This window comes from Pedobacter paludisoli (assembly GCF_052344095.1).
In the GTDB taxonomy this organism is placed as follows: Bacteria; Bacteroidota; Bacteroidia; order Sphingobacteriales; family Sphingobacteriaceae; genus Pedobacter.
The window spans coordinates 4,139,459-4,164,319 of the sequence record NZ_CP179926.1; the positions used below are offsets into that span (position 1 = coordinate 4,139,459).

14 protein-coding genes, 2 tRNA genes, 3 rRNA genes and 1 pseudogene are annotated in these 24,861 nt (G+C 39.6%); 11 read left to right on the forward strand and 9 right to left on the reverse strand.

The genetic code is table 11. The annotated features are described in order from the left end of the window. Window positions 1-31: 31 nt before the first annotated feature. Together ACJVDK_RS17040 and dnaA are read left to right on the forward strand one after the other, a co-directional pair. Window positions 32-1,579: pseudogene (locus tag ACJVDK_RS17040) on the forward strand (acyl-CoA mutase large subunit family protein). A gap of 495 nt (window positions 1,580-2,074) precedes the next feature. Continuing rightward, the gene (gene dnaA / locus ACJVDK_RS17045; protein WP_443937869.1) at window positions 2,075-3,505 is read left to right on the forward strand and encodes a chromosomal replication initiator protein DnaA; all 1,431 of its coding nucleotides are present in this window, start codon (window positions 2,075-2,077) and stop codon (window positions 3,503-3,505) included. A gap of 71 nt (window positions 3,506-3,576) precedes the next feature. Here the strand turns inward: dnaA and ACJVDK_RS17050 are convergent, their stop codons facing one another. From ACJVDK_RS17050 to ACJVDK_RS17070, 5 genes are all read right to left on the reverse strand, one after another. After that, the gene (locus ACJVDK_RS17050; protein WP_443937870.1) at window positions 3,577-4,122 is read right to left on the reverse strand and encodes an NUDIX hydrolase; all 546 of its coding nucleotides are present in this window, start codon (window positions 4,120-4,122) and stop codon (window positions 3,577-3,579) included. 30 nt (window positions 4,123-4,152) lie between these two features. Continuing rightward, window positions 4,153-4,536 carry a hypothetical protein gene (locus tag ACJVDK_RS17055; RefSeq protein WP_443937871.1) on the reverse strand — a complete coding sequence of 128 codons (384 nt, stop codon included), beginning with the start codon at window positions 4,534-4,536 and terminating at the stop codon, window positions 4,153-4,155. A 129-nt stretch (window positions 4,537-4,665) separates the two neighbouring features. After that, on the reverse strand, window positions 4,666-5,451 hold the full coding sequence (locus ACJVDK_RS17060) for a TPM domain-containing protein (RefSeq protein ID WP_443937872.1): 786 nt from the start codon (window positions 5,449-5,451) through the stop codon (window positions 4,666-4,668). Between the two features lie 2 nt (window positions 5,452-5,453). Then, complete coding sequence (locus ACJVDK_RS17065; protein WP_443937873.1) at window positions 5,454-5,894, reverse strand: TPM domain-containing protein; 441 nt, start codon at window positions 5,892-5,894, stop codon at window positions 5,454-5,456. Window positions 5,895-5,975: 81 nt separating this feature from the next. Next, window positions 5,976-6,557, reverse strand: coding sequence for a LemA family protein (locus ACJVDK_RS17070; protein WP_443937874.1), 582 nt, complete (start codon window positions 6,555-6,557; stop codon window positions 5,976-5,978). A 187-nt stretch (window positions 6,558-6,744) separates the two neighbouring features. Here ACJVDK_RS17070 and ACJVDK_RS17075 point away from each other — a divergent pair, with 187 nt between their 5' ends. From ACJVDK_RS17075 to ACJVDK_RS17110, 8 genes are all read left to right on the forward strand, one after another. Continuing rightward, window positions 6,745-8,283: an NAD(P)/FAD-dependent oxidoreductase gene (locus tag ACJVDK_RS17075; protein ID WP_443937875.1), complete on the forward strand. Its 1,539-nt coding sequence runs from the start codon at window positions 6,745-6,747 to the stop codon at window positions 8,281-8,283. 28 nt (window positions 8,284-8,311) lie between these two features. Then, window positions 8,312-8,671 carry a CoA-binding protein gene (locus ACJVDK_RS17080; RefSeq protein WP_443937876.1) on the forward strand — a complete coding sequence of 120 codons (360 nt, stop codon included), beginning with the start codon at window positions 8,312-8,314 and terminating at the stop codon, window positions 8,669-8,671. 803 nt (window positions 8,672-9,474) lie between these two features. Beyond that, window positions 9,475-10,996, forward strand: a 16S ribosomal RNA gene (locus ACJVDK_RS17085). 129 nt (window positions 10,997-11,125) lie between these two features. Next, window positions 11,126-11,200: transfer RNA gene (locus ACJVDK_RS17090), tRNA-Ile, on the forward strand. A 70-nt stretch (window positions 11,201-11,270) separates the two neighbouring features. Beyond that, window positions 11,271-11,344 (forward strand) — tRNA-Ala (locus ACJVDK_RS17095). Between the two features lie 244 nt (window positions 11,345-11,588). Further along, a 23S ribosomal RNA gene (locus tag ACJVDK_RS17100) occupies window positions 11,589-14,465 on the forward strand. 139 nt (window positions 14,466-14,604) lie between these two features. Beyond that, window positions 14,605-14,716, forward strand: a 5S ribosomal RNA gene (gene rrf, locus ACJVDK_RS17105). The 16S, 23S and 5S rRNA genes sit together here with 2 tRNA genes alongside, the layout of an rRNA operon. A gap of 964 nt (window positions 14,717-15,680) precedes the next feature. After that, window positions 15,681-17,360: a S8 family peptidase gene (locus tag ACJVDK_RS17110; RefSeq protein WP_443937877.1), complete on the forward strand. Its 1,680-nt coding sequence runs from the start codon at window positions 15,681-15,683 to the stop codon at window positions 17,358-17,360. A gap of 71 nt (window positions 17,361-17,431) precedes the next feature. Here ACJVDK_RS17110 and ACJVDK_RS17115 read toward each other — a convergent pair whose 3' ends face one another. The 4 genes from ACJVDK_RS17115 to ACJVDK_RS17130 form a co-directional block, all read right to left on the reverse strand. Then, entirely contained in the window at window positions 17,432-18,817 is a 1,386-nt protein-coding gene (locus ACJVDK_RS17115; RefSeq protein ID WP_443937878.1) for a M60 family metallopeptidase, read from the reverse strand. Between the two features lie 363 nt (window positions 18,818-19,180). Further along, the gene (locus tag ACJVDK_RS17120; RefSeq protein ID WP_443937879.1) at window positions 19,181-19,969 is read right to left on the reverse strand and encodes a polysaccharide deacetylase family protein; all 789 of its coding nucleotides are present in this window, start codon (window positions 19,967-19,969) and stop codon (window positions 19,181-19,183) included. Then, a complete protein-coding gene (locus ACJVDK_RS17125; RefSeq protein WP_443937880.1) occupies window positions 19,969-20,901 on the reverse strand; it encodes a glycosyltransferase family 2 protein in 933 nt (310 codons plus the stop codon). The genes ACJVDK_RS17120 and ACJVDK_RS17125 overlap by 1 nt, the downstream gene beginning before the upstream one ends. Then, window positions 20,902-22,080, reverse strand: coding sequence for a glycosyltransferase family 87 protein (locus ACJVDK_RS17130; protein ID WP_443937881.1), 1,179 nt, complete (start codon window positions 22,078-22,080; stop codon window positions 20,902-20,904). A 286-nt stretch (window positions 22,081-22,366) separates the two neighbouring features. On the opposite strand from ACJVDK_RS17130, the gene ACJVDK_RS17135 reads away from it, so the two are divergent. After that, entirely contained in the window at window positions 22,367-24,715 is a 2,349-nt protein-coding gene (locus ACJVDK_RS17135; RefSeq protein ID WP_443937882.1) for a mechanosensitive ion channel family protein, read from the forward strand. Window positions 24,716-24,861 lie beyond the last annotated feature (146 nt).

The window sequence follows — 24,861 nt, forward strand, 5'->3', positions numbered from 1 at the left end:
GAAGTTTTGAAGCACCAGCACCTATCTAACTATGAGCCATAAAAAACATACTACATCATCCGGCATAGAAATAAAGGAAATTTATACTTCGGCAAAGCCGATGCATGAATTACCCGGAGAATTCCCATTCACTAGAGGCATTAAAAAGAACATGTATCGTGGCCAATTGTGAACCATGAGGCAATATGCCGGATTCTCTACCGCCGAAGAATCCAATAAACGATACCATTATTTATTGAGTCAGGGGACAACCGGTTTATCCGTAGCATTTGATTTACCCACGCAAATAGGATATGATTCGGATGATGAAATGGCTGATGGGGAGGTAGGAAAGGTAGGCGTAGCCATTGATTCTCTGAAGGATATAGAGCTTCTTTTTGCGGGGATTGAATTGCAAAACATAAGTACTTCTATGACCATTAATGCAACTGCATCTATTCTATTAGCGATGTATATTGCTTTGGCTAAAAAGCAAAATGCGGATATTGCTCAACTAGCAGGAACCATTCAAAACGACATATTAAAGGAGTATGCGGCAAGAGGAACCTATATTTATCCTCCAAAACCTTCCATGCGACTTATTACCGATATTTTTGACTATTGTAGTCGAGAACTGCCCAAGTGGAATACCATTTCAATTTCTGGCTATCATATTCGCGAGGCGGGTTCTACGGCTGTTCAGGAATTAGCTTTTACCTTAGCCAATGGTAAGGCTTATTTGAGCGCCGCTACTCAGAAAGGATTGGATATCAATGTTTTTGCAAAAAGAGTCTCTTTTTTCTTTAATTGCCATAATAATTTCTTTGAAGAGATTGCAAAATTTAGAGCCGCGCGACGAATGTGGGCAAAAATAACGAAAAACTTAGGCGCGACACATGAAAAGGCACAGATGCTTCGTTTTCATACGCAAACGGGCGGATCAACATTAGTAGGACAACAACCTTTAAACAATGTGATGCGGGTAAGCAATCAAGCGATGGCAGCAGTTTTAGGCGGAACGCAGTCCTTACATACTAATGGTTTTGACGAAGCACTTTCGTTGCCAACAGAAGCGGCGGCAAAAATTGCACTCCGAACCCAACAAATTATTGCCTTTGAAACAGGAGTAACCGATACAGTGGATCCATTAGCCGGCTCCTTCTTTGTAGAAAATTTAACTGATGAAGTAGAAGCTGCTGCTTGGAAATACATCGACAAAATTGATGCAATGGGCGGGGCAGTGCAGGCTATTGAAAACGGATACATGCAAAATGAAATTGCCGCCGCCGCCTATCGTTACCAAACAGAAATAGAAAATGGTGAACGACCTATTGTAGGAGTAAATATTTTTGCAGAAGATGAATCCTTTACTGGCGAAGTTTTTAATGTTGATGAGTCGGTAAGATTGCTTCAAAAAAAGAATCTCGAGCAACTAAAGTTGACAAGGAATAATGATGCTGTATTTAAATCGCTACAAGAATTGGAGCGTGCTGCGAAAACTGATGAAAATCTCATGCCATTAATTATCGATGCCGTTGAAAAATATTGCACACTTGGAGAAGTGTCAAATGTATTTCGAAAAGTTTTTGGCGAATTCTAAAGTAAAAACCTAGGGAAATCCATGTGAATTTTTTTATATTTAATTCCTTTCGGGAATGTCAAATTTTCACAATTTAGCTAAAGAAAGAAACCAATTTCTTTTGATATGTCCGAATAATGCAACGTCTTTACAATTATTTAATAATAATGCTGTTGATTTTCAGTTTGTTAACGTTTGTATCTACTGATTATTTACTGTAAAAATAGCTTTTATGCCATTAATGGCGCGGAATTTGCGTTTTGGAGCGTGTTTTTTAGCTGGAAAAATTAAAGCTCCACTAAAAAGTATTTAAGTGTGGAAAAACTATGTTAATAAATAGTTATCAACACTAAAAATTTAGGTTAAGTTATGTAGATTGTTGCTTATTAGGTTGTTACAAAATATTTGAAATTTTTGTTTAAAATGTTGATAATTTTCTCAATATTCGTAATCCCGAAACGAACGATCCCGTTACTTCGAATCGACACTGGAAACCAATAAATTAAAGAAATCGCAATGGAAAAAACTTGTACAGAAGTATGGAAGAACTGTCTTCAAATTATTAAGGATAACATTCCGAGCCAAAGTTTCAAGACTTGGTTCGAGCCTATTACAGCCCTTAAATTGGAAGGTAAGGTTTTGACTATTCAAGTGCCGAGTTTGTTCTTTTACGAATGGCTAGAGGAGCATTATGTAGGCCTGCTACGTAAGACAGTTAAGAAGCAGTTAGGAGAAGATGGCAGGTTAGAATATAATATCGTAGTAGATAAATCGTCAAACAGTGGTAGTCCATACACAACGAATATGCCTTCGAACGGGAACGGGGCAGAAGCGAAAGTGCAATCGATGCCAATTCCTGTTTCGATCAATAAGGATATTAAAAATCCTTTTATAATACCTGGCCTAAAAAAATTAAATGTAGATCCTCAATTAAATTCGAATTATACATTCGAAAATTACATTGAAGGAGACTGCAATCGTTTAGCACGATCAGCAGGTTATGCTGTTGCGGCTAAACCAGGAGGAACATCGTTTAACCCTTTAATGATTTATGGCGGTGTGGGCTTGGGTAAAACCCACTTAGCACAAGCAATTGGTAACGAAATTAAACGTAGCATGCCAGATAAATTGGTTATTTATGTAAGCTGTGAGAAATTTTGTCAACAATTTGTAGATTCATTAAAGAACAACACGATTAACGATTTTGTGAATTTTTATCAAGCAATGGATGTAATCATCATGGATGATGTACACAACTTTGCTGGTAAAGAAAAAACACAAGATATTTTCTTCCACATTTTTAACCATTTACACCAATCGGGTAAACAGGTTATTTTAACATCAGATAAAGCTCCAAAAGATTTAGCTGGTTTAGAAGAACGTTTGTTAAGCCGATTCAAGTGGGGTTTATCGGCAGATTTACAAATCCCTGATTTGGAAACCCGTATTGCTATTCTGAGAAAGAAAATGTATGCCGATGGTATTGAATTGCCAGGGGAAGTGGTAGAGTACGTAGCGCACAACATCGACAACAACGTACGTGAGCTAGAAGGTGCAATGGTTTCATTATTGGCACAGGCCACCTTGAATAAAAAAGAAATTGATTTAGGCTTAGCAAAACAAATGCTGAAAAACTTTATCAAAAATACCTCAAAAGAAATTTCAATGGAGTACATCCAAAAATTGGTGTGCGAATATTTTGAAGTACCGGTTGATATGGTGAAATCGCAAACACGTAAACGTGAAATTGTTCAAGCACGTCAAATTTCTATGTACTTATCAAAAAGTCATACCAAGTCTTCTTTGAAAACCATTGGGGCATTCTTTGGCGGCCGCGATCACAGTACTGTAATCTATGCTTGTCAAACAGTTGAAGATTTAATCGATACCGATAAAAAATTCAAAGCCTACGTGCAAGACATCCAGAAAAAATTGAAAATGAGTTAATCGAAAGCTCCTAAACAAGAAAGCCTCAAATGATATCATTTGAGGCTTTCTTGTTTTATGCAGGATGCCAATTAGTTTTCTATCTCGGACAAGCCATAGTGCAGGGCCGCAACATGCAGGGCTTGTGCAATTTTATTGTCTTTGAGTAATTGTTTTACCTCATCAACCGTGTATTCTTCAACAATTAAGATTTCGTGTTCGTCTAAATGTTGCTCATGGGTTTTTACGCCTCCCGTTAAAAGGTACGTAAAGGTTTTGTTGTTTGAGGTGGCAGGATTGGGATAAAGCTCGGTAATAAATTTGCAGGTTTTAAAGCTATAACCTGTTTCTTCAAGCAGTTCGCGTTTTACAGCAGCTTCCGGCGCCTCATCCCCATCTATTACTCCTCCAGGAACTTCTAAAGAAATAATATCGGCGGCGTGGCGATACTGGCGGACTAAAATAACTTTTCCTTCTTCTGTTAAAGCGATGGCATTAACCCAATTTGGATATTCAAGTACATAATAATCATCTTTTATTACACCTGTTTGTAATTGGCAAGTATCAACGCGTAACGTAGCCCATTGTGCCCGAACCAAGTATTTAGAGGCAATTTTGCGCCACTTTTCTATAATCATAATAAAAAGGATAATTGTATAATGTACAAACTACAAATATTGCTGTATATTTTTTTGGCGATGCATATTAACCAAATGCACGATTTTATGTTGATCGCTTAAAAAGTTGTAAACGAGGTCAAGCTTTGTAGCAATTAGTTTATTTCGCTCTGCGCTAATTCCTAATTCATAATAGAGAAATTCACTAAGGGAATCTAATTTTTCAGGACTTAAATTTTGTTCCTCTAACCAATTCTCGAAGACTGAAACATCTGTTTGTTCTAAAATTTCTAAAGGTAAACCAAAACGTTCAGCCAAGGTGGTATTTAGTATTTCTTGCGCTTTTGTAAATTGCCCTTCTAATTTTAATCCCATTATTTTGGCTAAAATTTCAGATAACCGTTGCAGCTCTGCAGTAATTAAATCTTTTCTCAACATACAGCCATAAAGATACTAAAGTTTTTAGACAGGAAATCTTTAAATGAAAAGCTTAGGAGAAAAAAAACACCTATCAAGTTTTTAAAGCCTGATAGGTGTGATAATCTTTGATTCCTTTGTATGTTGTTACCAGCTTCCGCTAGAACCGCCACCGCCGAAACTACCTCCGCCAAATCCACCAAATCCCCCTCCTCCGGAAGAGCCTCCGCCGCCCCAGTTTCCGCCTCCTCCTCTCCAGCCTCCGCTGTTTCCACCAAATAACATCGCCCAAAACAAGGCATTTGAAGCTCCTCGGCCACCAATAATTTGGTTGCCGCCGCCACCTCCTCTACGCATGAGGATTAAAATAATCACGATGATGATTAAAACAATAATTCCACTGCCTATCCCACCTCCTTTTTTAGAAGCGGATTTGCGCGGATTTTCATTTTTGTATTCACCCTTTGTATATTTTATAATCGACGTAGTTGCCGCATCTAAACCCTCGTAGTATTCCCCTTGTCTGAAAAAAGGCTTGATGTCGTTATCGATAATTCGTTTCGCGTAAATATCAGGCAATGCACCTTCAACGCCATAGCCCGTTTGGATGGAAATTTTTCTATCGCCGAGAGCGGCAACAATGATAATACCATTGTTCTTTTTGGCTTGACCAACACCCCATTTACGGCCCAATCCCAATGCATATTCATTGATGTCGTACGGTTCAACCGATTTTACAATTGCTATGGCAATTTGTGTAGAAGAAGTATCATCAAAAGCAACAAGTTTATCTTCAAGAGCTTTTTTCTGCTCGAGAGATAATGTACCCGTGTAATCGTTTACTAAGGTGTTTGGTTTCTCAGGGAAATCTTGAGCAAAAGAGAATGTGCAAAATATCCCCAAAAAGGTAAACAATAGAAATAGTTTTCTCATTGTTAGTGATCTGTATTGTTTAAATAAATTATGTCGTTTGGCAATTCATTTATATCTCCGCTTTCCGGCGGGAAAAATAATGCTAGTTTTTCGCCAGCAAGTGAAACCCCTGCCACAATGCCGTCTGCAAGATTGCCCGTTGCAAAATGTGCAGTCATGGCAACTTTGGTTGTTTCCCAAAAATCTGTTGGCACACGGCTATTGATTCCTGCATCGCCAATAATGGCAAACTTGTGATCAGCATGAGCTAAATAAATGAGTACGCCGTTTCTATTCGCGGTTTTGTCCATTCCAAGCTCATTAAAATATTTAACCGCGCTTTCAATGGGGTCGTTTTTGCAATGTTTTTCGATGGCAATTCTAATTTCACCTGATGTGCCTTTCTCGGCAATTTCAATAGCGGCTGCTATTCTATCTTGTTCATTTTCTGAAAATAATGACATGTTTTTTATTCTGTTGAAGTAAAAAGGGTAATAAATGATTATTGCTAAACATTTATTACCCTTAAATGTTGGAGATCCCTACTAAAATTCTACTTTAGGCGCGTCTTTAGCGGCAGCATCTGCTTCAAAATATCCTTTTTGTTTAAAGCCAAACATGCCTGCGGTAAGATTGGTTGGAAACGATCTGATTTTACTGTTGTACGTTTGTACGGCATCATTAAAATCTTTACGAGCAACCGTAATTCTATTTTCGGTACCTTCTAATTGAGCTGATAAATCGCTGAATTGTTGTGTAGCTCTCAATTCAGGATAGTTTTCTGTGATCGATAATAATTTACCCAAAGCTTGGCTCAATTGACCCTGTGCTTCCTGAAACTTTTTAATGTTTTCTGGCGATAAATCATCTGCTTTAACCGTCATCTGTGTGGCTTTTGCACGTGCTTCTGTTACAGCAGTTAGGGTTCCTTGCTCAAATTTAGCAGCGCCTTTAACTGTTGCAACCAAATTAGGAATTAAATCAGCTCTTCTTTGATATTGCGTTTGAACCTGACCCCATTTCGATTTTACATCTTCATCCAAGTCAACCATTTTGTTATAGCCGCATGAGCTTAAGGTCGTTACCGCAACAATGGCAGTAATAATTCCAAATACGAATCTTTTCATTTTTTATAATTTGTCTTAAATCAAAATTGAATTATACTCTAATTTACGCATTAGATAGCAAAACCTATGCCTATGTTACAAAATACTATCAGTGAAATGCAAAGATTTGCACTTTCATTCTCTAAACTATGTGCATAAACGAAATAGCCGTATCTTTGTATCACTTTGGGATAAAACCCCGACATATATGCAAAAGGAAATCGAAATTACTTTGCTCCCGCATCAGGTAGAGCAGTCAGAAATTATTCATCAAAAAATTGCCGAAGCTTTGAAAGTGCCTGTTGCACGCATAAAGGCATATGAAATTCTGAAAAGATCCATCGACGCCCGTTCAAGAAAAGTAATTTATCGCCTTCAAGTTCGCGCATACATCGACGAAGAACGTGTTGCAGAAGACTTTACTGTAAAATACCCGCATGTAAAAGATGCAAAACCAGTAATCATCGTGGGGGCTGGTCCTGCAGGTTTATTTGCAGCCCTACAATGTATAGAAAATGGATTAAAGCCCATTATTGTAGAACGAGGCAAAGATGTAAAACAGCGGAGAAGAGATTTGGCTGCTATTAATAAGCAAGGAGTCGTAAATATAGAATCAAATTATTGTTATGGCGAGGGTGGAGCCGGCACGTATTCTGACGGAAAACTATTTACCCGTTCAAATAAGCGTGGCGACATCAACAATGTGCTCCAAATTTTTGTCAATCACGGAGCAGAACCCGACATAAAAGTAGATGCCCGTCCACATATTGGTACAAACAAATTGCCGCACATAATTTCAGCTATTAAAGAAACCATCTTAAATGCTGGTGGTGAAGTGCATTTCGATAGCAAAATGACCGATATTTTGGTCGACTTTAGTAAAGTAAAAGGAATAGAAGTTAATTTTCAACATAAAATAGAAGCAGAGCATGTAATATTAGCAACCGGACATTCAGCTAGAGATGTATACGAGTTGTTAAATGCCAAGAATATTTTAATCGAAGCCAAACCCTTTGCTTTAGGTGTTCGCATAGAACATCCACAAGAAATTATCGATGCCGCACAATATCATTGCGATGTACGTTCCGAATTTTTGCCACCCGCCTATTATAGTTTAGTAGAGCAAGTAGGAGCAAGGGGCGTATTTTCATTTTGCATGTGCCCTGGCGGTATTATTGCACCTTGCGCCACCGGCGAAGAAGAAATTGTCGTAAATGGCTGGTCGCCCTCAAAACGTAACAATCCATACGCCAACTCAGGCACAGTGGTGCAAATTACTTTAAACGATGTGTTAGGTTACGATCCTTTACGCATGCTAAACTTTCAGTCTGAAATAGAAAAAGCAGCTTTTCAATTAGGAGGCGGAAATCTAGTAGCGCCGGCACAGCGGATGGTCGATTTTGTAAACAACAGATTATCCATCGATTTACCAAAAAATTCATACCTCCCGGGAACAAAAAGCAGCATGCTCGACACAATTTTACCCGATTTTGTGGCCGATAGTTTAAAAACAGCATTGCCGCATTTCGGAAAAAAAATAAAAGGATACTACAGCAACGAAGCCATTTTGGTAGGTGTAGAAAGTAGAACATCTTCTCCAGTGCGTATTCCACGAGATAAAGAGACATTTCAGCATCCCCAAATAAAAGGACTGTATCCCTGTGCAGAAGGTGCAGGCTATGCCGGAGGAATCGTTTCTGCCGCTATCGATGGAATTAATTGTGCAAATGCAATTTCGAAAAACTAAACAAGCATCCGTATTGTTTTAACTATTCATGAAAAAGACATTAATAATAGGAGCAACCCCCAAACCCGAAAGTTATGCCTATAAAGCGGCGCATATGCTGAGTCGTTTCCAGCATCCAATTGTGAATGTAGGCGTAAAAAAAGGACCAATAGCGGGGGTAGAAATAGAATTGCCCGAAAAAATTCATTCCGATATCCATACCATCACCCTCTATATACGTCCTGCTTTGCAAGCGCAATACCAGCAATATATCTTGCAAACCAAACCTAAAAGAGTAATTTTTAACCCTGGAACCGAAAATCCGGAGCTAGAAGAATTATTAGAACAGCATAATATAGAAGCCCTCGAAGCCTGTACTTTGGTGCTTTTAACCACCGGCCAGTATTAAAATTGACTCAAAACAGGGGGTAATTCGTTTTTATTCGCAAAGCAAGTGTCGGGCAAGTATGCACGTTCGTCCCGTTTTTCGTTTCAAAACCGCTACTCCTAGGTCGTTTCGCGGTGTTTTCCACTTTACCCGGGTTTATTTTTTTGCGTTTGGTGGTTCTTGGGGGTGCCTTTCCGGAGCGCTTTCCAAAAAATAATATTCAATGAATCAATAACTTAACATTAAATTCAAAATATATTCACAAAAGAGTTGTGTGGCGTATTAAAAAGTTCTACTTTTGCATCCCGCTTCGGATGATAGCGATGGAGTAAAAAAGAGTAGTGAGAGGGAGCAGAAATTATTTCAAATAAAATTTGCGATAGAGAAAAAGATTGCTACCTTTGCACTCCGCTTCGGAGGAAGGGGTGATTGAGTGAGAGGGGGAAGAGAAGAGGAATTGAAAGGATTTGGAATCAGCTTAGAAATAAAAAAAATATTTTTTTTGCGAATAAGAAAAAGATTTCTACCTTTGCACTCCCAACCGAAAGGAAGGGGTAAATGAGCGGAACGGCGGATGTCGGGAAGTTAGAAAAAAGATTTAAACTACGGAAGCGTAGCAAAAATATACAGACGAGCCGCGAGGTTATAACAGTCGAGAAGTTCTTAAAAGAGATGTCAATGTAGCGCAGTCGAGGTAAAGAAGTACGGATTCAAGTACAGAATACCAGACTGATTTTTTGGGTCAGAATACTGACAGACAAAATTAAAAAAGAGACTATTTTTAACAATAGTTAAAAACTAGTCAGAATCAAATACAACATTTTACAATGGAGAGTTTGATCCTGGCTCAGGATGAACGCTAGCGGCAGGCCTAATACATGCAAGTCGAACGATATTATCCAGCTTGCTGGATATGAAAGTGGCGCACGGGTGCGTAACGCGTATGCAACCTACCTTAATCAGGGGGATAGCCCGAAGAAATTCGGATTAACACCGCATAAAATCACAGGATAGCATTATTCAATGATCAAATATTTATAGGATTAAGATGGGCATGCGTGTCATTAGCTAGTTGGCGGGGTAACGGCCCACCAAGGCGACGATGACTAGGGGATCTGAGAGGATGACCCCCCACACTGGTACTGAGACACGGACCAGACTCCTACGGGAGGCAGCAGTAAGGAATATTGGTCAATGGAGGCAACTCTGAACCAGCCATGCCGCGTGCAGGAAGACTGCCCTATGGGTTGTAAACTGCTTTTATCTAGGAATAAACCTATTTACGTGTAAATAGCTGAATGTACTAGAAGAATAAGGATCGGCTAACTCCGTGCCAGCAGCCGCGGTAATACGGAGGATCCAAGCGTTATCCGGATTTATTGGGTTTAAAGGGTGCGTAGGCGGCCTATTAAGTCAGAGGTGAAAGACGGTAGCTCAACTATCGCAGTGCCTTTGATACTGATGGGCTTGAATGAACTAGAGGTAGGCGGAATGAGACAAGTAGCGGTGAAATGCATAGATATGTCTCAGAACACCGATTGCGAAGGCAGCTTACTATGGTTTAATTGACGCTGAGGCACGAAAGCGTGGGGATCAAACAGGATTAGATACCCTGGTAGTCCACGCCCTAAACGATGAACACTCGCTGTTAGCGATACACAGTTAGCGGCTAAGCGAAAGCGTTAAGTGTTCCACCTGGGGAGTACGCTCGCAAGAGTGAAACTCAAAGGAATTGACGGGGGCCCGCACAAGCGGAGGAGCATGTGGTTTAATTCGATGATACGCGAGGAACCTTACCCGGGCTTGAAAGTTAGTGAATTATCTAGAGATAGATAAGTGAGCAATCACACGAAACTAGGTGCTGCATGGCTGTCGTCAGCTCGTGCCGTGAGGTGTTGGGTTAAGTCCCGCAACGAGCGCAACCCCTATGTTTAGTTGCCAGCATGTAAAGATGGGGACTCTAAACAGACTGCCTGTGCAAACAGAGAGGAAGGAGGGGACGACGTCAAGTCATCATGGCCCTTACGTCCGGGGCTACACACGTGCTACAATGGATGGTACAGAGGGCAGCTAGCTAGCAATAGTATGCGAATCTCATAAAGCCATTCACAGTTCGGATTGGGGTCTGCAACTCGACCCCATGAAGTTGGATTCGCTAGTAATCGCGTATCAGCAATGACGCGGTGAATACGTTCCCGGGCCTTGTACACACCGCCCGTCAAGCCATGGAAGTTGGGGGTACCTAAAGTATGTAACCGAAAGGAGCGTCCTAGGGTAAAACCGATAACTGGGGCTAAGTCGTAACAAGGTAGCCGTACCGGAAGGTGCGGCTGGAATACCTCCTTTCTGGAGCAGAGCTGACTACTCTTCTGCGCAACATGATACTCTAAATAGAAAAAAAGAAGAAACACACGAAACCCAAAAGATCAACCACGGTTAGTGGCATTAACAAGTCTTTGAGGGGGCGATACAAATAGTCCCGTAGCTCAGCCTGGTTAGAGCACTACACTGATAATGTAGGGGTCTCCAGTTCAAATCTGGACGGGACTACATAGGAAAGTGATTGTTAAAGATTAGTATAGTATACTGATTAAAAAGCAAAACGCAGTGACATCTTTTTGGGGAATTAGCTCAGCTGGCTAGAGCGCCTGCCTTGCACGCAGGAGGTCAACGGTTCGACTCCGTTATTCTCCACTAATAAGGTTTACGGCTGAAAGGTCTAAGGCTGAAGGATAAAACCTTCTACCTTACTACCCTGCACCCTAATCTTAATAAAGTTCTTTGACATATTGGAAGAAGTTAAATAAAGAAGAGCAAACAACAATAGGCGACTGTTGTGTTTGTGCTCACCCACAGGAGTAGCAATACGAATGGAGGTATGAGACATCATAACAAGAGCAAAAAAGCATACTGTACGGCGCAAAAGGCGTACAAGTAGAAGAAAGTAATAAAGAGTACACGGGGGATGCCTTGGCTCTCAGAGGCGATGAAGGACGTGATAAGCTGCGATAAGCTTCGGGTATTTGCAAATAGGAATAGATCCGAAGATTTCCGAATGGGGCAACCCGCTATGTTGAAGACATAGCACTAAATAGAGCAAACCTGCCGAACTGAAACATCTAAGTAAGCAGAGGAAGAGAAAATAACAATGATTTCCTGAGTAGTGGCGAGCGAAAGGGAAAGAGCCCAAACCTATTTTGTTACGGCAAAATGGGGGTTGTAGGACTACGATGTGGTATAACAAACAGAAGTGGAACGGGATGGGAAGCCCGGCGATACATGGTGATAGCCCAGTACACGTATAGAATGTTAGCCTAGTAGTATCCTGAGTACTGCGAGGTCGGAGACGCCTTGTGGGAATCTGCCGGCACCATCCGGTAAGGCTAAATACTCCTGAGAGACCGATAGTGAACCAGTACCGTGAGGGAAAGGTGAAAAGAACCCCGAACAGGGGAGTGAAATAGAACCTGAAACCGTGTACTTACAAGCGGTCGGAGCTGGCAAGTCCAGTGACGGCGTGCCTTTTGCATAATGAGCCTACGAGTTACTCTTCTCTGGCAAGGTTAAGTTTTTAAGGAACGGATCCGAAGCGAAAGCGAGTCTGAATAGGGCGTATAGTCAGAGGAGGTAGACGCGAAACCTTGTGATCTACCCATGGACAGGTTGAAGGTGCGGTAACACGTACTGGAGGACCGAACCGATAAACGTTGAAAAGTTTCCGGATGATCTGTGGGTAGGGGTGAAAGGCTAATCAAACTGGGAAATAGCTCGTACTCCCCGAAATGTTTTTAGGAACAGCGTGGATATAAAGTTTAATAGAGGTAGAGCTACTGATTGGGTGCGGGGGAGTCAAATCCTACCAAATCCAGACAAACTCCGAATGCTATTAAATATGATCTGCAGTGAGGCGCGGGGTGCTAAGGTCACGCGCCGAGAGGGAAAGAACCCAGACCATCAGCTAAGGTCCCCAAGTTACAGTTAAGTTGAACTAACGAGGTCCGATTGCATAGACAGCTAGGATGTTGGCTTGGAAGCAGCCATTCATTTAAAGAGTGCGTAACAGCTCACTAGTCGAGCGATCGGGCATGGATAATAAACGGGCATTAAATTGTACACCGAAGCTATGGGATTGAAATATATCGGTAGGGGAGCATTCTAGTTGCGGCGAAGGTATCTGGTAATGGGTGCTGGAGCGGCTAGAAAAGCAAATGTAGGCATAAGTAACGATAAGGCAGGCGAGAAACCTGCCCACCGAAAGGATAAGGTTTCCTGATCAACGCTAATCGGATCAGGGTTAGTCGGGACCTAAGGAGAACCCGAAGGGGAAATTCGATGGACAACTAGTTAATATTCTAGTACTATTTATAATTGCGATGTGGGGACGGAGTAGTGACACTGCCGCGAACTGACGGAATAGTTCGTTAAAGGCTGTAGGTATAGGACTGGTAGGCAAATCCGCCGGTCTTGCTGAGAGCTGATAGTACCGCGAGACTTCGGTTGAGTGGATAGCGCAGGTAATCAGACTTCCAAGAAAAACCGCTAAGCTTCAGATTATGAATACCCGTACCGCAAACCGACACAGGTATCCGGGAAGAGGATTCTAAGGTGCTCGAGTGAATCATGGCTAAGGAACTCGGCAAAATGGCCCTGTAACTTCGGGAGAAGGGGCGCTCTCGGCAACGAGAGCCGCAGTGAAAAGGCCCAGGCGACTGTTTAACAAAAACACATGGCTTTGCAAAATCGAAAGATGAAGTATAAGGCCTGACACCTGCCCGGTGCTGGAAGGTTAAGAGGGGATGTTAGTGAGCAATTGCGAAGCATTGAATCGAAGCCCCAGTAAACGGCGGCCGTAACTATAACGGTCCTAAGGTAGCGAAATTCCTTGTCGGGTAAGTTCCGACCTGCACGAATGGTGTAACGATCTGGGCGCTGTCTCAGCCATGAGCTCGGTGAAATTGTGGTCCCGGTGAAGACGCCGGGTACCCGCAACGGGACGGAAAGACCCCATGCACCTTCACTACAGTTTAACATTGACATTGGATACAGGATGTGTAGGATAGGTGGGAGGCTATGAATCGGGTTCGCTAGGATTCGAGGAGCCAACGTTGAAATACCACCCTTTCTGTATTCGGTGTCTAATCCTTCTAGTAGGGAGACATTGTTTGATGGGTAGTTTGACTGGGGTGGTCGCCTCCAAAAAGGTAACGGAGGCTTTCAAAGGTAAGCTCAATACGCTTGGTAACCGTATGAGGAGTGCAATAGCATAAGCTTGCTTGACTGTGAGACAGACAAGTCGATCAGGGTCGAAAGACGGATATAGTGATCCGGTGGTTCTGCATGGAAGGGCCATCGCTCAAAGGATAAAAGGTACGCTGGGGATAACAGGCTGATCTCCCCCAAGAGCTCATATCGACGGGGAGGTTTGGCACCTCGATGTCGGCTCGTCACATCCTGGGGCTGGAGAAGGTCCCAAGGGTTCGGCTGTTCGCCGATTAAAGTGGCACGCGAGCTGGGTTCAGAACGTCGCGAGACAGTTCGGTCCCTATCTGTTGTGGGCGTAGGAATTTTGAGTGGGGCTGACCTTAGTACGAGAGGACCGGGTTGGACTAGCCTCTAGTGAATCTGTTGTTCCGCCAGGGGCATTGCAGAGTAGCTACGCTGGGAATAGATAAGCGCTGAAAGCATCTAAGTGCGAAACTAGCCACGAGATGAGAATTCCATATAGGATCGTAGCAGACTACTACGTTGATAGGCTACAGATGTAAAGCTGGTGACAGCACAGTCGAGTAGTACTAATCATCCGAAGCTTTCAAAAGCAACATACTGTTGTTTGTTCTTCAAACTAACTTCTTTCAATACTATGTCATTTAAGGCATAAGGAAAAGCTAGAGATATAAGGAAATAAAATACCTTATACCTTAAAGCTAAACCCCTTACACCTTATATAAAAACATTTAGGTGCCTATATCGGTGGTGTCCACCTCTTCCCATTCCGAACAGAGAAGTTAAGCCCACCAGAGCCAATGGTACTGCGGTAACACGTGGGAGAGTAGGTCGGTGCCAAATCTTAAAGATACCCTTTAGCGAAAGCTGAAGGGTATTCTTGTTTATAAGCATTTCTAAACGAAACTTAACACACCTTGCTGAAGGCTGAGGAAGGAAGCTTCTCTTTTCATAAATGTTAAACCTTTTGGTAACCATTGACTTTTACCCTTCCTATTTCCTTTGCTTGCCTCTTGCCGGCAGGGCATTTACTTTTGTGGGCCAAAAGTAACCAAAAGCCTTTGTAGTTCCGGCTAGGCAGCTTTACCCGCGAGGCCACTACTCAAAGCAAAAACAAGATCGCTGGTTTTGTGGCGATTGGTTTTGTAACCAATATTAATTATTGCCACAAAACTGAATGGAACAATGCTTGGTGGTACTCAATTGAATGTTTCTGCTCCTGTTTTTGTTTTCTCCCGCTGCTTGGGATTGACAGGCGTCCTTCGGTTACTGGCTGCTTTTTGAACGTTTGTTTTAATAGCATGTTTCTCAAAAAATCTGTCCTACTGCGGCACAACGTGTTCCGATTATTCGGAAAGTATCTCTTATAAAGAATACTTTTAGCTCCGTAACCACGGAGTATTCCTCCTTCAATCAATTATTGGTAAGCAGCATCGTTAATATGGTTGTTTCGCTGCGCTTAGGACACGATACCTTTAAAGATTAGCAGATACCTTCGGCTTTAAACCCGATTGTTGTGGAAATCCTTTTTGTAGTACCAAATGGAATGGCGCGACCGGCTTCCACAAAAAGATTGGAACGGAAAGCGGGACGAACGTTGATAGTAGCAAAAGCCTTGCTTTACGAAAAAGGATGATACTATTCTTTGTTAAAATATGCTAAATTTTATTCCCTGCTTTTAGAATTGTGTATTATTGTATTTTGAGTACTTATTTTTTTCCTACATATGATTTTTAGACGCTTATTTATTCTCGTAGCTTTCTGTTGTTATCATTTATTTTCTTTTGCTCAGAGTAAAGACATCGTTTTGCCTGCGAATTGGTATAATTTGGATTTGCAAGAGAATGGCTTTTTTGGAATTAGCGCAGATAAGGCTTATCGTGAGTTGCTAAAAGATAAAAAGCCTAAACAGAAGGTGGTAGTGGCTGTAATTGATGGTGGTGTTGATATCGCTCATGAAGATTTAAAGGATGTTTTGTGGACCAATACTAAAGAGATTCCTAATAATGGTATTGACGATGATGGAAACGGCTATGTGGATGATATTCATGGCTGGAATTTTATTGGCTCTAAGAAAGGTAATTTGCAATTTGATAACTTGGAAATGGTGAGGTTGCTGCGTATTTATCGTCCGAAGTATCAAGCGGTAACGAATTTAACTCCTTTGGATAGTGCAGAAAAGGATGAATATAAACTTTACAAAAAATTAGTTAGTGATTTTGGTCAGAAGTATAACGATGCAAGTGAGACTTTTTCAATTTTACAAAGTATTACCAAGATAGTGGATTCTGTTTTGAAGGTTCGAGGAAATGCACATCCTACATTAGCTGATATTGATAAGTATGAACCTACTGACGAACGGGAAGAAGCGATTAAATCAATTATTAGAAAAGGCTCTAGAGAAGATGGTAGTTTTGACAAGTTTTATCAAAATATAAAGGATGGCTACGAGCAGTATGATGCCATGCTGAGGTATAACTTAAACCCTAAATATGACATGCGCGCGGAATTGGTTGGAGACGATTATTCAAATTCAAACGAAACGGTTTATGGAAATCCAGATGTAAAAGGACCCGATGCTTTGCATGGTACACATGTTTCGGGTATTATTGCGGCCAATAGAGTGAATAACATTGGAATTAAAGGGATAGCCAATGCTGTTGAAATTATGGCAATTCGTGTAGTGCCGACAGGGGATGAAAGGGATAAGGATGTTGCCAATGGAATTCGGTATGCGGTTGATAATGGAGCCAAAGTTATCAATATGAGTTTTGGTAAGGCGTATAAGTGGGATAAGAAAGTTGTTGATGAGGCTATTAAATATGCAGAGAGCAAACAGGTTTTGTTGGTTCATGCTGCTGGAAATGATAATCAGGATAATGATTTAACGGCAAATTATCCTACTAAATATTTGGATAGTAAAGAATCCGATGCGTATAATAAGACACATAAGAAACCGGAAAAGGCTGATTTTGATCCGCAACAATTAAGAATGAATCAGAATGGTATGCGTCCTCCTATGGATTCGCGCACAGCTACTCCAAAGGCTCCTACGGTGGATTTGGCTCAGTTTGCGTTGCCGCATGTTAATAACTGGATTGAGGTAGGAGCTAGTGCATACAAGGACGATGAAAATTTAAAAGCTGATTTTTCGAATTATGGGAAATACAATGTGGATATTTTTGCTCCGGGTTTTATGATCAATTCAACTGTTCCGGAGAATAAATATAAAGAAGAGGACGGTACAAGTATGGCATCGCCGGTAGTTGCCGGAGTAGCAGCATTACTTTTAAGTTATTACCCAGAGTTATCACCGGAGGATGTACGAACAATTTTAATTCGTTCGGCCTCAAAAGTATTTCATAAGGTTAAATACAAAAATGAGCGTGATGAAACTATGCGCGTTCCTTTTTTAGAGATATGTGTAAGTGGTGGAATTGTAAATGTATACAACGCACTTAAATTAGCTGAAACCTATAAACAATAGGTAAATGCTTCAACAGAAAAAGGCTTGTTATGATTTTTCATAGCAAGCCTTTTTTATTTATTGAAGTGGAGTTATTCGCTTAATGTACTTGGGTCTACAGCAGGAGCAGGTAAACCAAGGTTATCTACTTCGGTGTAAACACTTGCGGTAACTGGAATGCCCCATTTTTTAAAGAAAGGGCCTAAGTTTTCACCCGCAATAATACTTGCAGAAAGTAAAAACCAACGCATTTTGGTTGTAGGGGTTTGTGTTAGGTACGGTTCATTGCGTGCTTTTTTGTCTAAAGTTGTGAAAAATGAATCGCCGTATGCCAACCATAATTGTTGAAACATCCCTAAGCGCACCCATGCATCAGGTCCTGAGTTGTAGTTTTTTGTAGTACTTGGGTTGTTAACGTAGCTTAAAATAGCAGGCCATCTATTATCTGTTTTTAAGCGTGAAGGTGTGATGCCTAGCATACGTTCGCTATAAAGTGAATAAACATTAACCGTTACCTCTTCCAATCCGTTCCAGGTCCAATTATTTGATTGATGCTGGTGCCCAAATTCGTGCCACATTCCCCAGCCAGTAGCTATTGCGGGAGTAAATGCATTTGCAATGTTTGAGGGTTTAAAGTACACGGCGTAATGATCGGCATAGGCACCCCCAGTTCCGGTTGAATAATCGGTTTCGCATACTAACATTCTATTATGAACATTATCCATGTGTTGAGCTGCTGAATTATCTATGCCGCTATAATCGCTTTGTCCTTTCCAAACGCTATCTGCAATGCTTAAAACAAAATTATTGTCTTGTGGAAGATAGTTAATGGCTCGTGTACGTGCATATACTTGGTATACATAATCGCCAATGAGTAAAACATCAGGTGTTGTGTACGTTGTTAATTGATTGCTCCAGTCGGTTGGAGTTGTTTGATTTTTAATAAACATAGGGACTTTCACATGACCGCTATTGAACGTTAAGCGGGCACTGCTGCTTGGCGTTCCGGTAGTGGTGTAACGTACCCAAAGAATACCTCCGTATGTTCCAGAATTGATGGTATTTACGCCGGCTGTTAATTGTACGATGGTTGGAACCCCATTATTTTGTGTACCTCTGTACCGATAGTAGGTCCCGATAATCAGTTTCGGTAGGTTACTTCCAGCGAGTTGATCAACAGTAATATTAAGCGTAGTGTTGGCAGGCACATAGAAGCCGGTTGGATCAAAATCTGTCCAATGATGTTCTTTTATGCGTAATCGAGTCGTTTCTTGTGCTGCATCTTTAAGTTCGTTAAATTCTTGAACGTTTGTACCCACAGTGGTTAAGAGATTCGGATTGGAGTTAACCGCTAGATTACGATTTTTTGTAGAGAATGTACTCGTTGTAGATTCTTCGCTACTGTTTGATTTTTTACAACCGTTGAGTAAGCCAAAGCACAGCATGACTCCTGAAGCAAGCATTAGTCTTTTCTTCATAATAAGGATAATTAGATTAGTTATGTATTTTTGTTAATTAGTTTAAAAGGTACAAAATCAGTTGCTTAGGTAAGGATAGAAGTTAGGCAAATGATATTTTCTTTTTATCTAATGTATTGAATTCGAATTTCAATTAAATGCGCAAACGTTTGATTTATTTTGAATATCTTCTGCACAGAAAATAGGGTGTGGATGTATTCTTTAGGGCTTGAATCTTGCCCCATCAACAGGAAAGAAAGTATATCTAAATTATCTGATTAAAATATAAGTCAAACGTTTGATTGGTACTTATTTCCGATATTTGAAAAATAACGTGTTCAATCTTGTATTCGTTTTTATACAAATAAAATGGCGAAAAGGATTTTATTTTGTTTCGGAAAGAAATTTTTTGATGAACTGTTTAAAGGTGCCAAAAGGATACTCTTTTTGTTTCATCCAAGCAATGAAATTATCCATTCTTGCAATCATTTCCTTGCCCGTGTTTTTGCGTACATAGCCAGGGAAACCAAATCGGTCGAAATCACTTAAATCAGTAAATTCCCAAGGGTGGAAATAAATATTCAAGTAATTATCGTGTGAATAGGTCCATTTAGCAAAAAATTTATACACTGCTAAAGGCAAATTATGAAAAGATAACCAAAACAATGGGAAGCGAAAAATAGGGCTTACAGATGCCGGAATTTGCCAAACATTTTCTTTTTTAAAGTAGCGGCGTGAAATGCCTAAATTATTATAGCGACCTGGTAAATAGGTAGGGTTAATAGAAGTGTTGTATTGGTAACCTGCTTGATTAATTTCTTTTTCGTCAACAGGCATCATACGGGCCATCCGATAACCGATAATTTCTTCGCCAGATAGTTCTTCTAATTTGCGTTTAGATTGAAGTAAATGTTCTGGCTTAAAATCGGAGTGATAATATCCATGCGAAGCCAATTCATGCCCCGAGGAAGTGATTCGCTTAATTAAGTCGGGGATATTTTCGGCAAATGTTACGGTGCAAAAAAAGGTTGCTTTTACCTGATGCTTATCGAGTAAATTTAAAATTTCAATGGTTCCAGCTCGTGAAATAGCAATTTGATCAGCAAAAGAAATATCTTTTCCATATTCAAATGGCATGTCGAACTCTTCAATATCAAAACTTAAAAGGATCATTATTTAGCGGAAATGTTGGTGTTGCGTATAATATAATTTGGGCGATTTTTACTCTGCATGAACATTTTGCCCACATAAATGCCAATGATTCCCAAAATGATGAGTTGTAAACCTCCAAAGAAAACAATGGTCATGATAACCGATGCCCAGCCTGAAACCTCCACATGATTGATAAAGGCAAAGATAACATACGGAATGTATAAAACAGATGCCAAAGAAAAGATAAAACCTAAATAAACGGCCGAATACAGTGGTTTAATACTGAAAGAGGTTACCCCTTGCAGGGCCAAGCGAAACATTTTTTTTAGGGTATATTTACTTTTTCCAGAGAAACGAGCAGCCGGAAAATACTGAACAGCATACTGTTTAAAACCTAACCACTTTACCAAACCCCGTAAAAAAGGTTCGTTTTCATGAAAGTTCCTAAAAACGTTTACAACTTTTTGATCCATTAAACGAAAATCGGCGGCACCTTTTTCTAAATCAATGTCTGATAACCAATTAAGAATGGAATAAAACAAGTTGGAAGAGCTTCTTTTACCCTTAGAAAGTGCTTTATCTTCTTCTCTTACTGTGTAAACTACTTCATACCCTGCTTCCCATTTTTCGAGTAATGTAGGGATTAACTCAGGGGGATGTTGCATATCGCAATCCATCGAAATGACACAATCTCCATAGGCATGATCTAAACCCGCTTTTACCGCAAGCTGATGACCGAAATTTCTTGAAAATTCGAGAAAAAAAATGTTTTCGTGTTCGCTGGCTAATTTTTTGATGTTTTCGATCGTAGCATCTGAACTGCCGTCATCCACTAAAATAATTTCATATGCGTAGGGAACTGACTCAAAAATTTGTTTAATGTTTTCGGTAATAACCAAAATATTATCGGCTTCGTTGTAGGCAGGGATAATAATTGAAACTAATTTTTTCATTTATTCGGTACTCAGATAAGATTTGAAGTCGGTTTTCATCATTTGATATACAATCGTTAGCCAAATAATGGTGCAAGGTAAGGCTTTAAGCGAATGTAACCGAATAAATTCTTTTACAGAACGTGGAAAAACATCGGTAGGCGATAAACTTGTTAAAAAAAATGCAAAAATAAACAAGGCGATGCTCCATTTGGATTTCGGATTTGGCTGGATGATGAACCAAATAGCAACACCTACAAAAGCGATTACATACGTGGGTGATTCTGATCCACTGCTAAAAATTACCGTAAAAATAAGGGTTGAAGCAACAAGCATCAATTGAAAACCTAGGTGTTTAAATTGCTGGATTCGACAATACGGTAATGCGAATAAAAGTATGCCAACGAGCAAAAAAGGGCCATTGGGAAGGTTAATATTTCCGGAAATTCGACGTGCCATGCCCATAACAGAAATATCTTGAAAGGATACAAGCGATGCATTTATTTCATTTTTATGCACCAGCGAATGATACCAATCTGCATACGATTGAATAATAAATTGTGGCGATGAAATTGCCATCGGCAAAATAAAGAGTACAGCCAAAGCTCCTAAGCCAAAGAGGATAAACTTTAGCTTGTTTTGACTAAAAAAGAAAAAAGCCAAACCCACTATTCCATACAATTTAATAAGCGTGCCCAACGCAATAAAAAATGCCGACCTACTTTCCTTTTTCTGGTATAGATACGAGAAACTTAATAAAATGAGCCCTGTTAAGGCTACATTAAATTGGAAACTAAAGAGTGCGGTAAGAGTTTCGTGGGCTGAAATTAACGCAATTAAGGAGCGTTTTTTTAAAGATAGCGGTAAGCTATAAATGCCCCATAGCAATATAAGCACATTCGCAATGTTCCATAAAATAGTACCCACACTATCGGGAAGTAGGGCAAATGGTGCTATGAAAATTGAAAACAAAGGCCCATAGTGATTCGAATCTTGATATTCTGGATACGCATCATAGAGGTTTTTGAAATCGACAGTATGCCAGTAAACGTATTTAAAAATGAGGTAGTTGTTATAACTATGATGTAGATATTGCTTTAATCCTGAAAGAAAAGCCAAAAGGATGAAAAGTCCTACGATACATTCTTTTCTTACTATGAATTTTGAAAATTTTTCAAGTGAGGATTTAGATAAGAGCATACAAAAATTTTTGTAATGGATATTTGCGGTATCCTTGATATTAATAAATAAGCAATAGTCGAAAATACTAATTTATTTATCAATTCAAGGGAGAATCTGCTACTATCTTGGCAAAGCATTTTTTAGCTTTACTGAAATTGGACAGGGGTTGTGATTATTATTTGATAGAATATTTCTTTACATTTAGTTATCTGAATCTCTATCAAATTCTATGAAAAACTATTTGTTTTTACTTTTTCTTCTTCTAAGTAAAATTTCATTTGCTCAAAACGATTCATCAAAATTTATGAAAAGAGTTGCAGCCGGATGGAAGTCTGAGTCTGTTAGGAGTATAAATAAGCTAAAAGAAGAAAGTATTTTTATAAAACAACGCCAGGTTTTGCGCACCATAAAACTTTTGAATGAGCAGGCCAAAACCTTGTTAAAAGTAAAACTCGACACGGTTGATTTGAATAAATTCATTGAGCGAAGTTATACGAACTTGAATGAGATGAAAGATGGGGTTTTAGTAAATGTGGGCACCTACCAAACACAACGTAATTTAGCTGTGTCAAAATCCATTCTAGAAGAGTTAGAATTACGGGTGAATGAGAAAAAGCTGGTGGTTGACAAATATGTTGATAGAATAACAGCTATAAAAATCAAAATAGATTCAGCTTCTCTCGATCCTTCTTTATTATATTTTCCAAAAGACTCTGTTGCGGTAATTAATTTTTTAAAACGGATTGTTGTTACGGCAAAAGAAATTAATCCAATTGATAGTGCTTTGGAATTGGCTACTAAAAGGAGTGAGAATTTTCAGCAAAAGTTTGATTTATTGGGGTTAGAAATTCGATCTAAATCGGAAGATTTGGATATTCTTACTGCTTCCCTTTCAGGTAAAATATTGGAGCGCGAATTTTCTAATTTATGGGGCGAGGCCGTAAATGTGCGGCCAATAGGTCAAATAATGAAATTTTCAATTTCGAAAGAATTGCTCTTATTTTATTATTATAGCCAAGACCATAATTGGGAATTGTTTTGTATGCTTATAGGGCTCCTTATTGGCTGGTATTTCTTAAAATCATTGAAAAATCAACTTCAAGAAGATAACCTTTTAGCCGCTAATTTTGAAGGACAATTGGTCTTTAAACACCCCTTTTTGTCTACCGTGTTGATTTTTATATGCTTGTTTCAGTTTTTTTTCCCCTTTATTCCTTTTGTATTCGATTTCTCTTTATGGGTTATTTGCATAGTTTGCCTTACCAAGATACTGAAAGGTCATATAACCGGTTATTGGTTTAGATTTTGGTTAATTGTAGTGACCTTATTTTTATTTGCAGGACTAGATAACTTAATTCTTCAAGCATCCCGATTGGAGCGTTATTTAATTCTGACTCTATCTTTTTCTGGGTTGATTTACGCTATAAATGTACTTACACGAGGGCCTATTCATGAATTAAAAGAACGAAAATTAGTTTACGCCATTTATTACATGGCCATTATGCAGTTTTTAGCAATTCTTTTAAATGTATTCGGAAGATTTAATTTAGCGAAGACATTAATGGTTACCGGTTATCTGGGCCTGATAATCGCGTTACTTTTTTTGTGGAATTTACGTTTGGTAAATCAAACATTAAGCATGGCTTTTAAGGCCTATAAAAAACCAAATTACAAATTGTTTTATGTGAATTTTGAAAAGATAGGAGAAACGGTTCCTTGGCCATTTTATTTGGTACTGGTATTAGGATGGTTCTTAGTTGTTGGCCGTAATTTTTATGGCTTTAACCGTCTGTCGGCACCATTACTAGCATTTTTGAATGATGATCGTACCATCGGCAATTATAGTTTTTCAATTATGAGTATCGTCATCTTTATGATGGTGCTGGTTATCTCTGTCGTGCTATCAAAATTGATTTCTTATTTTGCAATTGATTCGATAGGGGATGGATCTACACATGTTAAACCAACAAAAACCTTGGGAAATTGGTTGTTGTTGATTCGAATATTCATTATTTCTGGAGGATTGTTTTTAGCCTGTGCAGCAGCAGGTATACCGTTAGATCGTTTTACTATTGTATTTGGTGCTTTAGGTGTGGGAATAGGCCTAGGATTACAAGGTTTGGTGAATAATTTAATCAGCGGATTAATTATCTCGCTGGAGCGGACTGTAAATGTAGGTGAAACAATTGAAGTAAATGGAGTACTCTGCACCATGAAATCCATCGGATTTAGAAGTTCGGAGGTTATTAGTGTTGAAGGTCCCAATATAATTGTACCCAATGGTGAACTATTAAGCCATCAATTGATTAATTGGAGCAAAGGAAAAAATAGAAAGGGCTGTAAATTACCCATCACTATCGAGTACAATTCCGATTTAGATAAAGTCAAAAACCTGCTACAAAAAATTGCCACTGAAGATGACCGCATTGCTGAACACCCTGAACCAAATGCGTTTTTTATGAATTTTGGTGAATCCGCCATTGAATTGGAACTCGTTTATTGGATTAAGAATTTCAGAGAGAATAAGTCTGTAAGAAGTGATTTAATGATGAAGATAAACGATTGTTTTAAAGCAGAAGGAGTTATCATTCCATATCCGAAACAAACCATTCTTTTTGAAAGCAAAGGTGATGATGACCATCCTGCGCCTTGATTTTTAAGGGATTTGGTCCTCGTTTGTACTTCTTTCGATTTTCTAGGGTAACATTTTAGTTATGAAATCGTGTAAGGAGTTGATTTTAAGAAGTTTTTTAAATTTGGCCTTGGTTTTTTGCTTAACTGCTGTTTTTATGGTTAAGC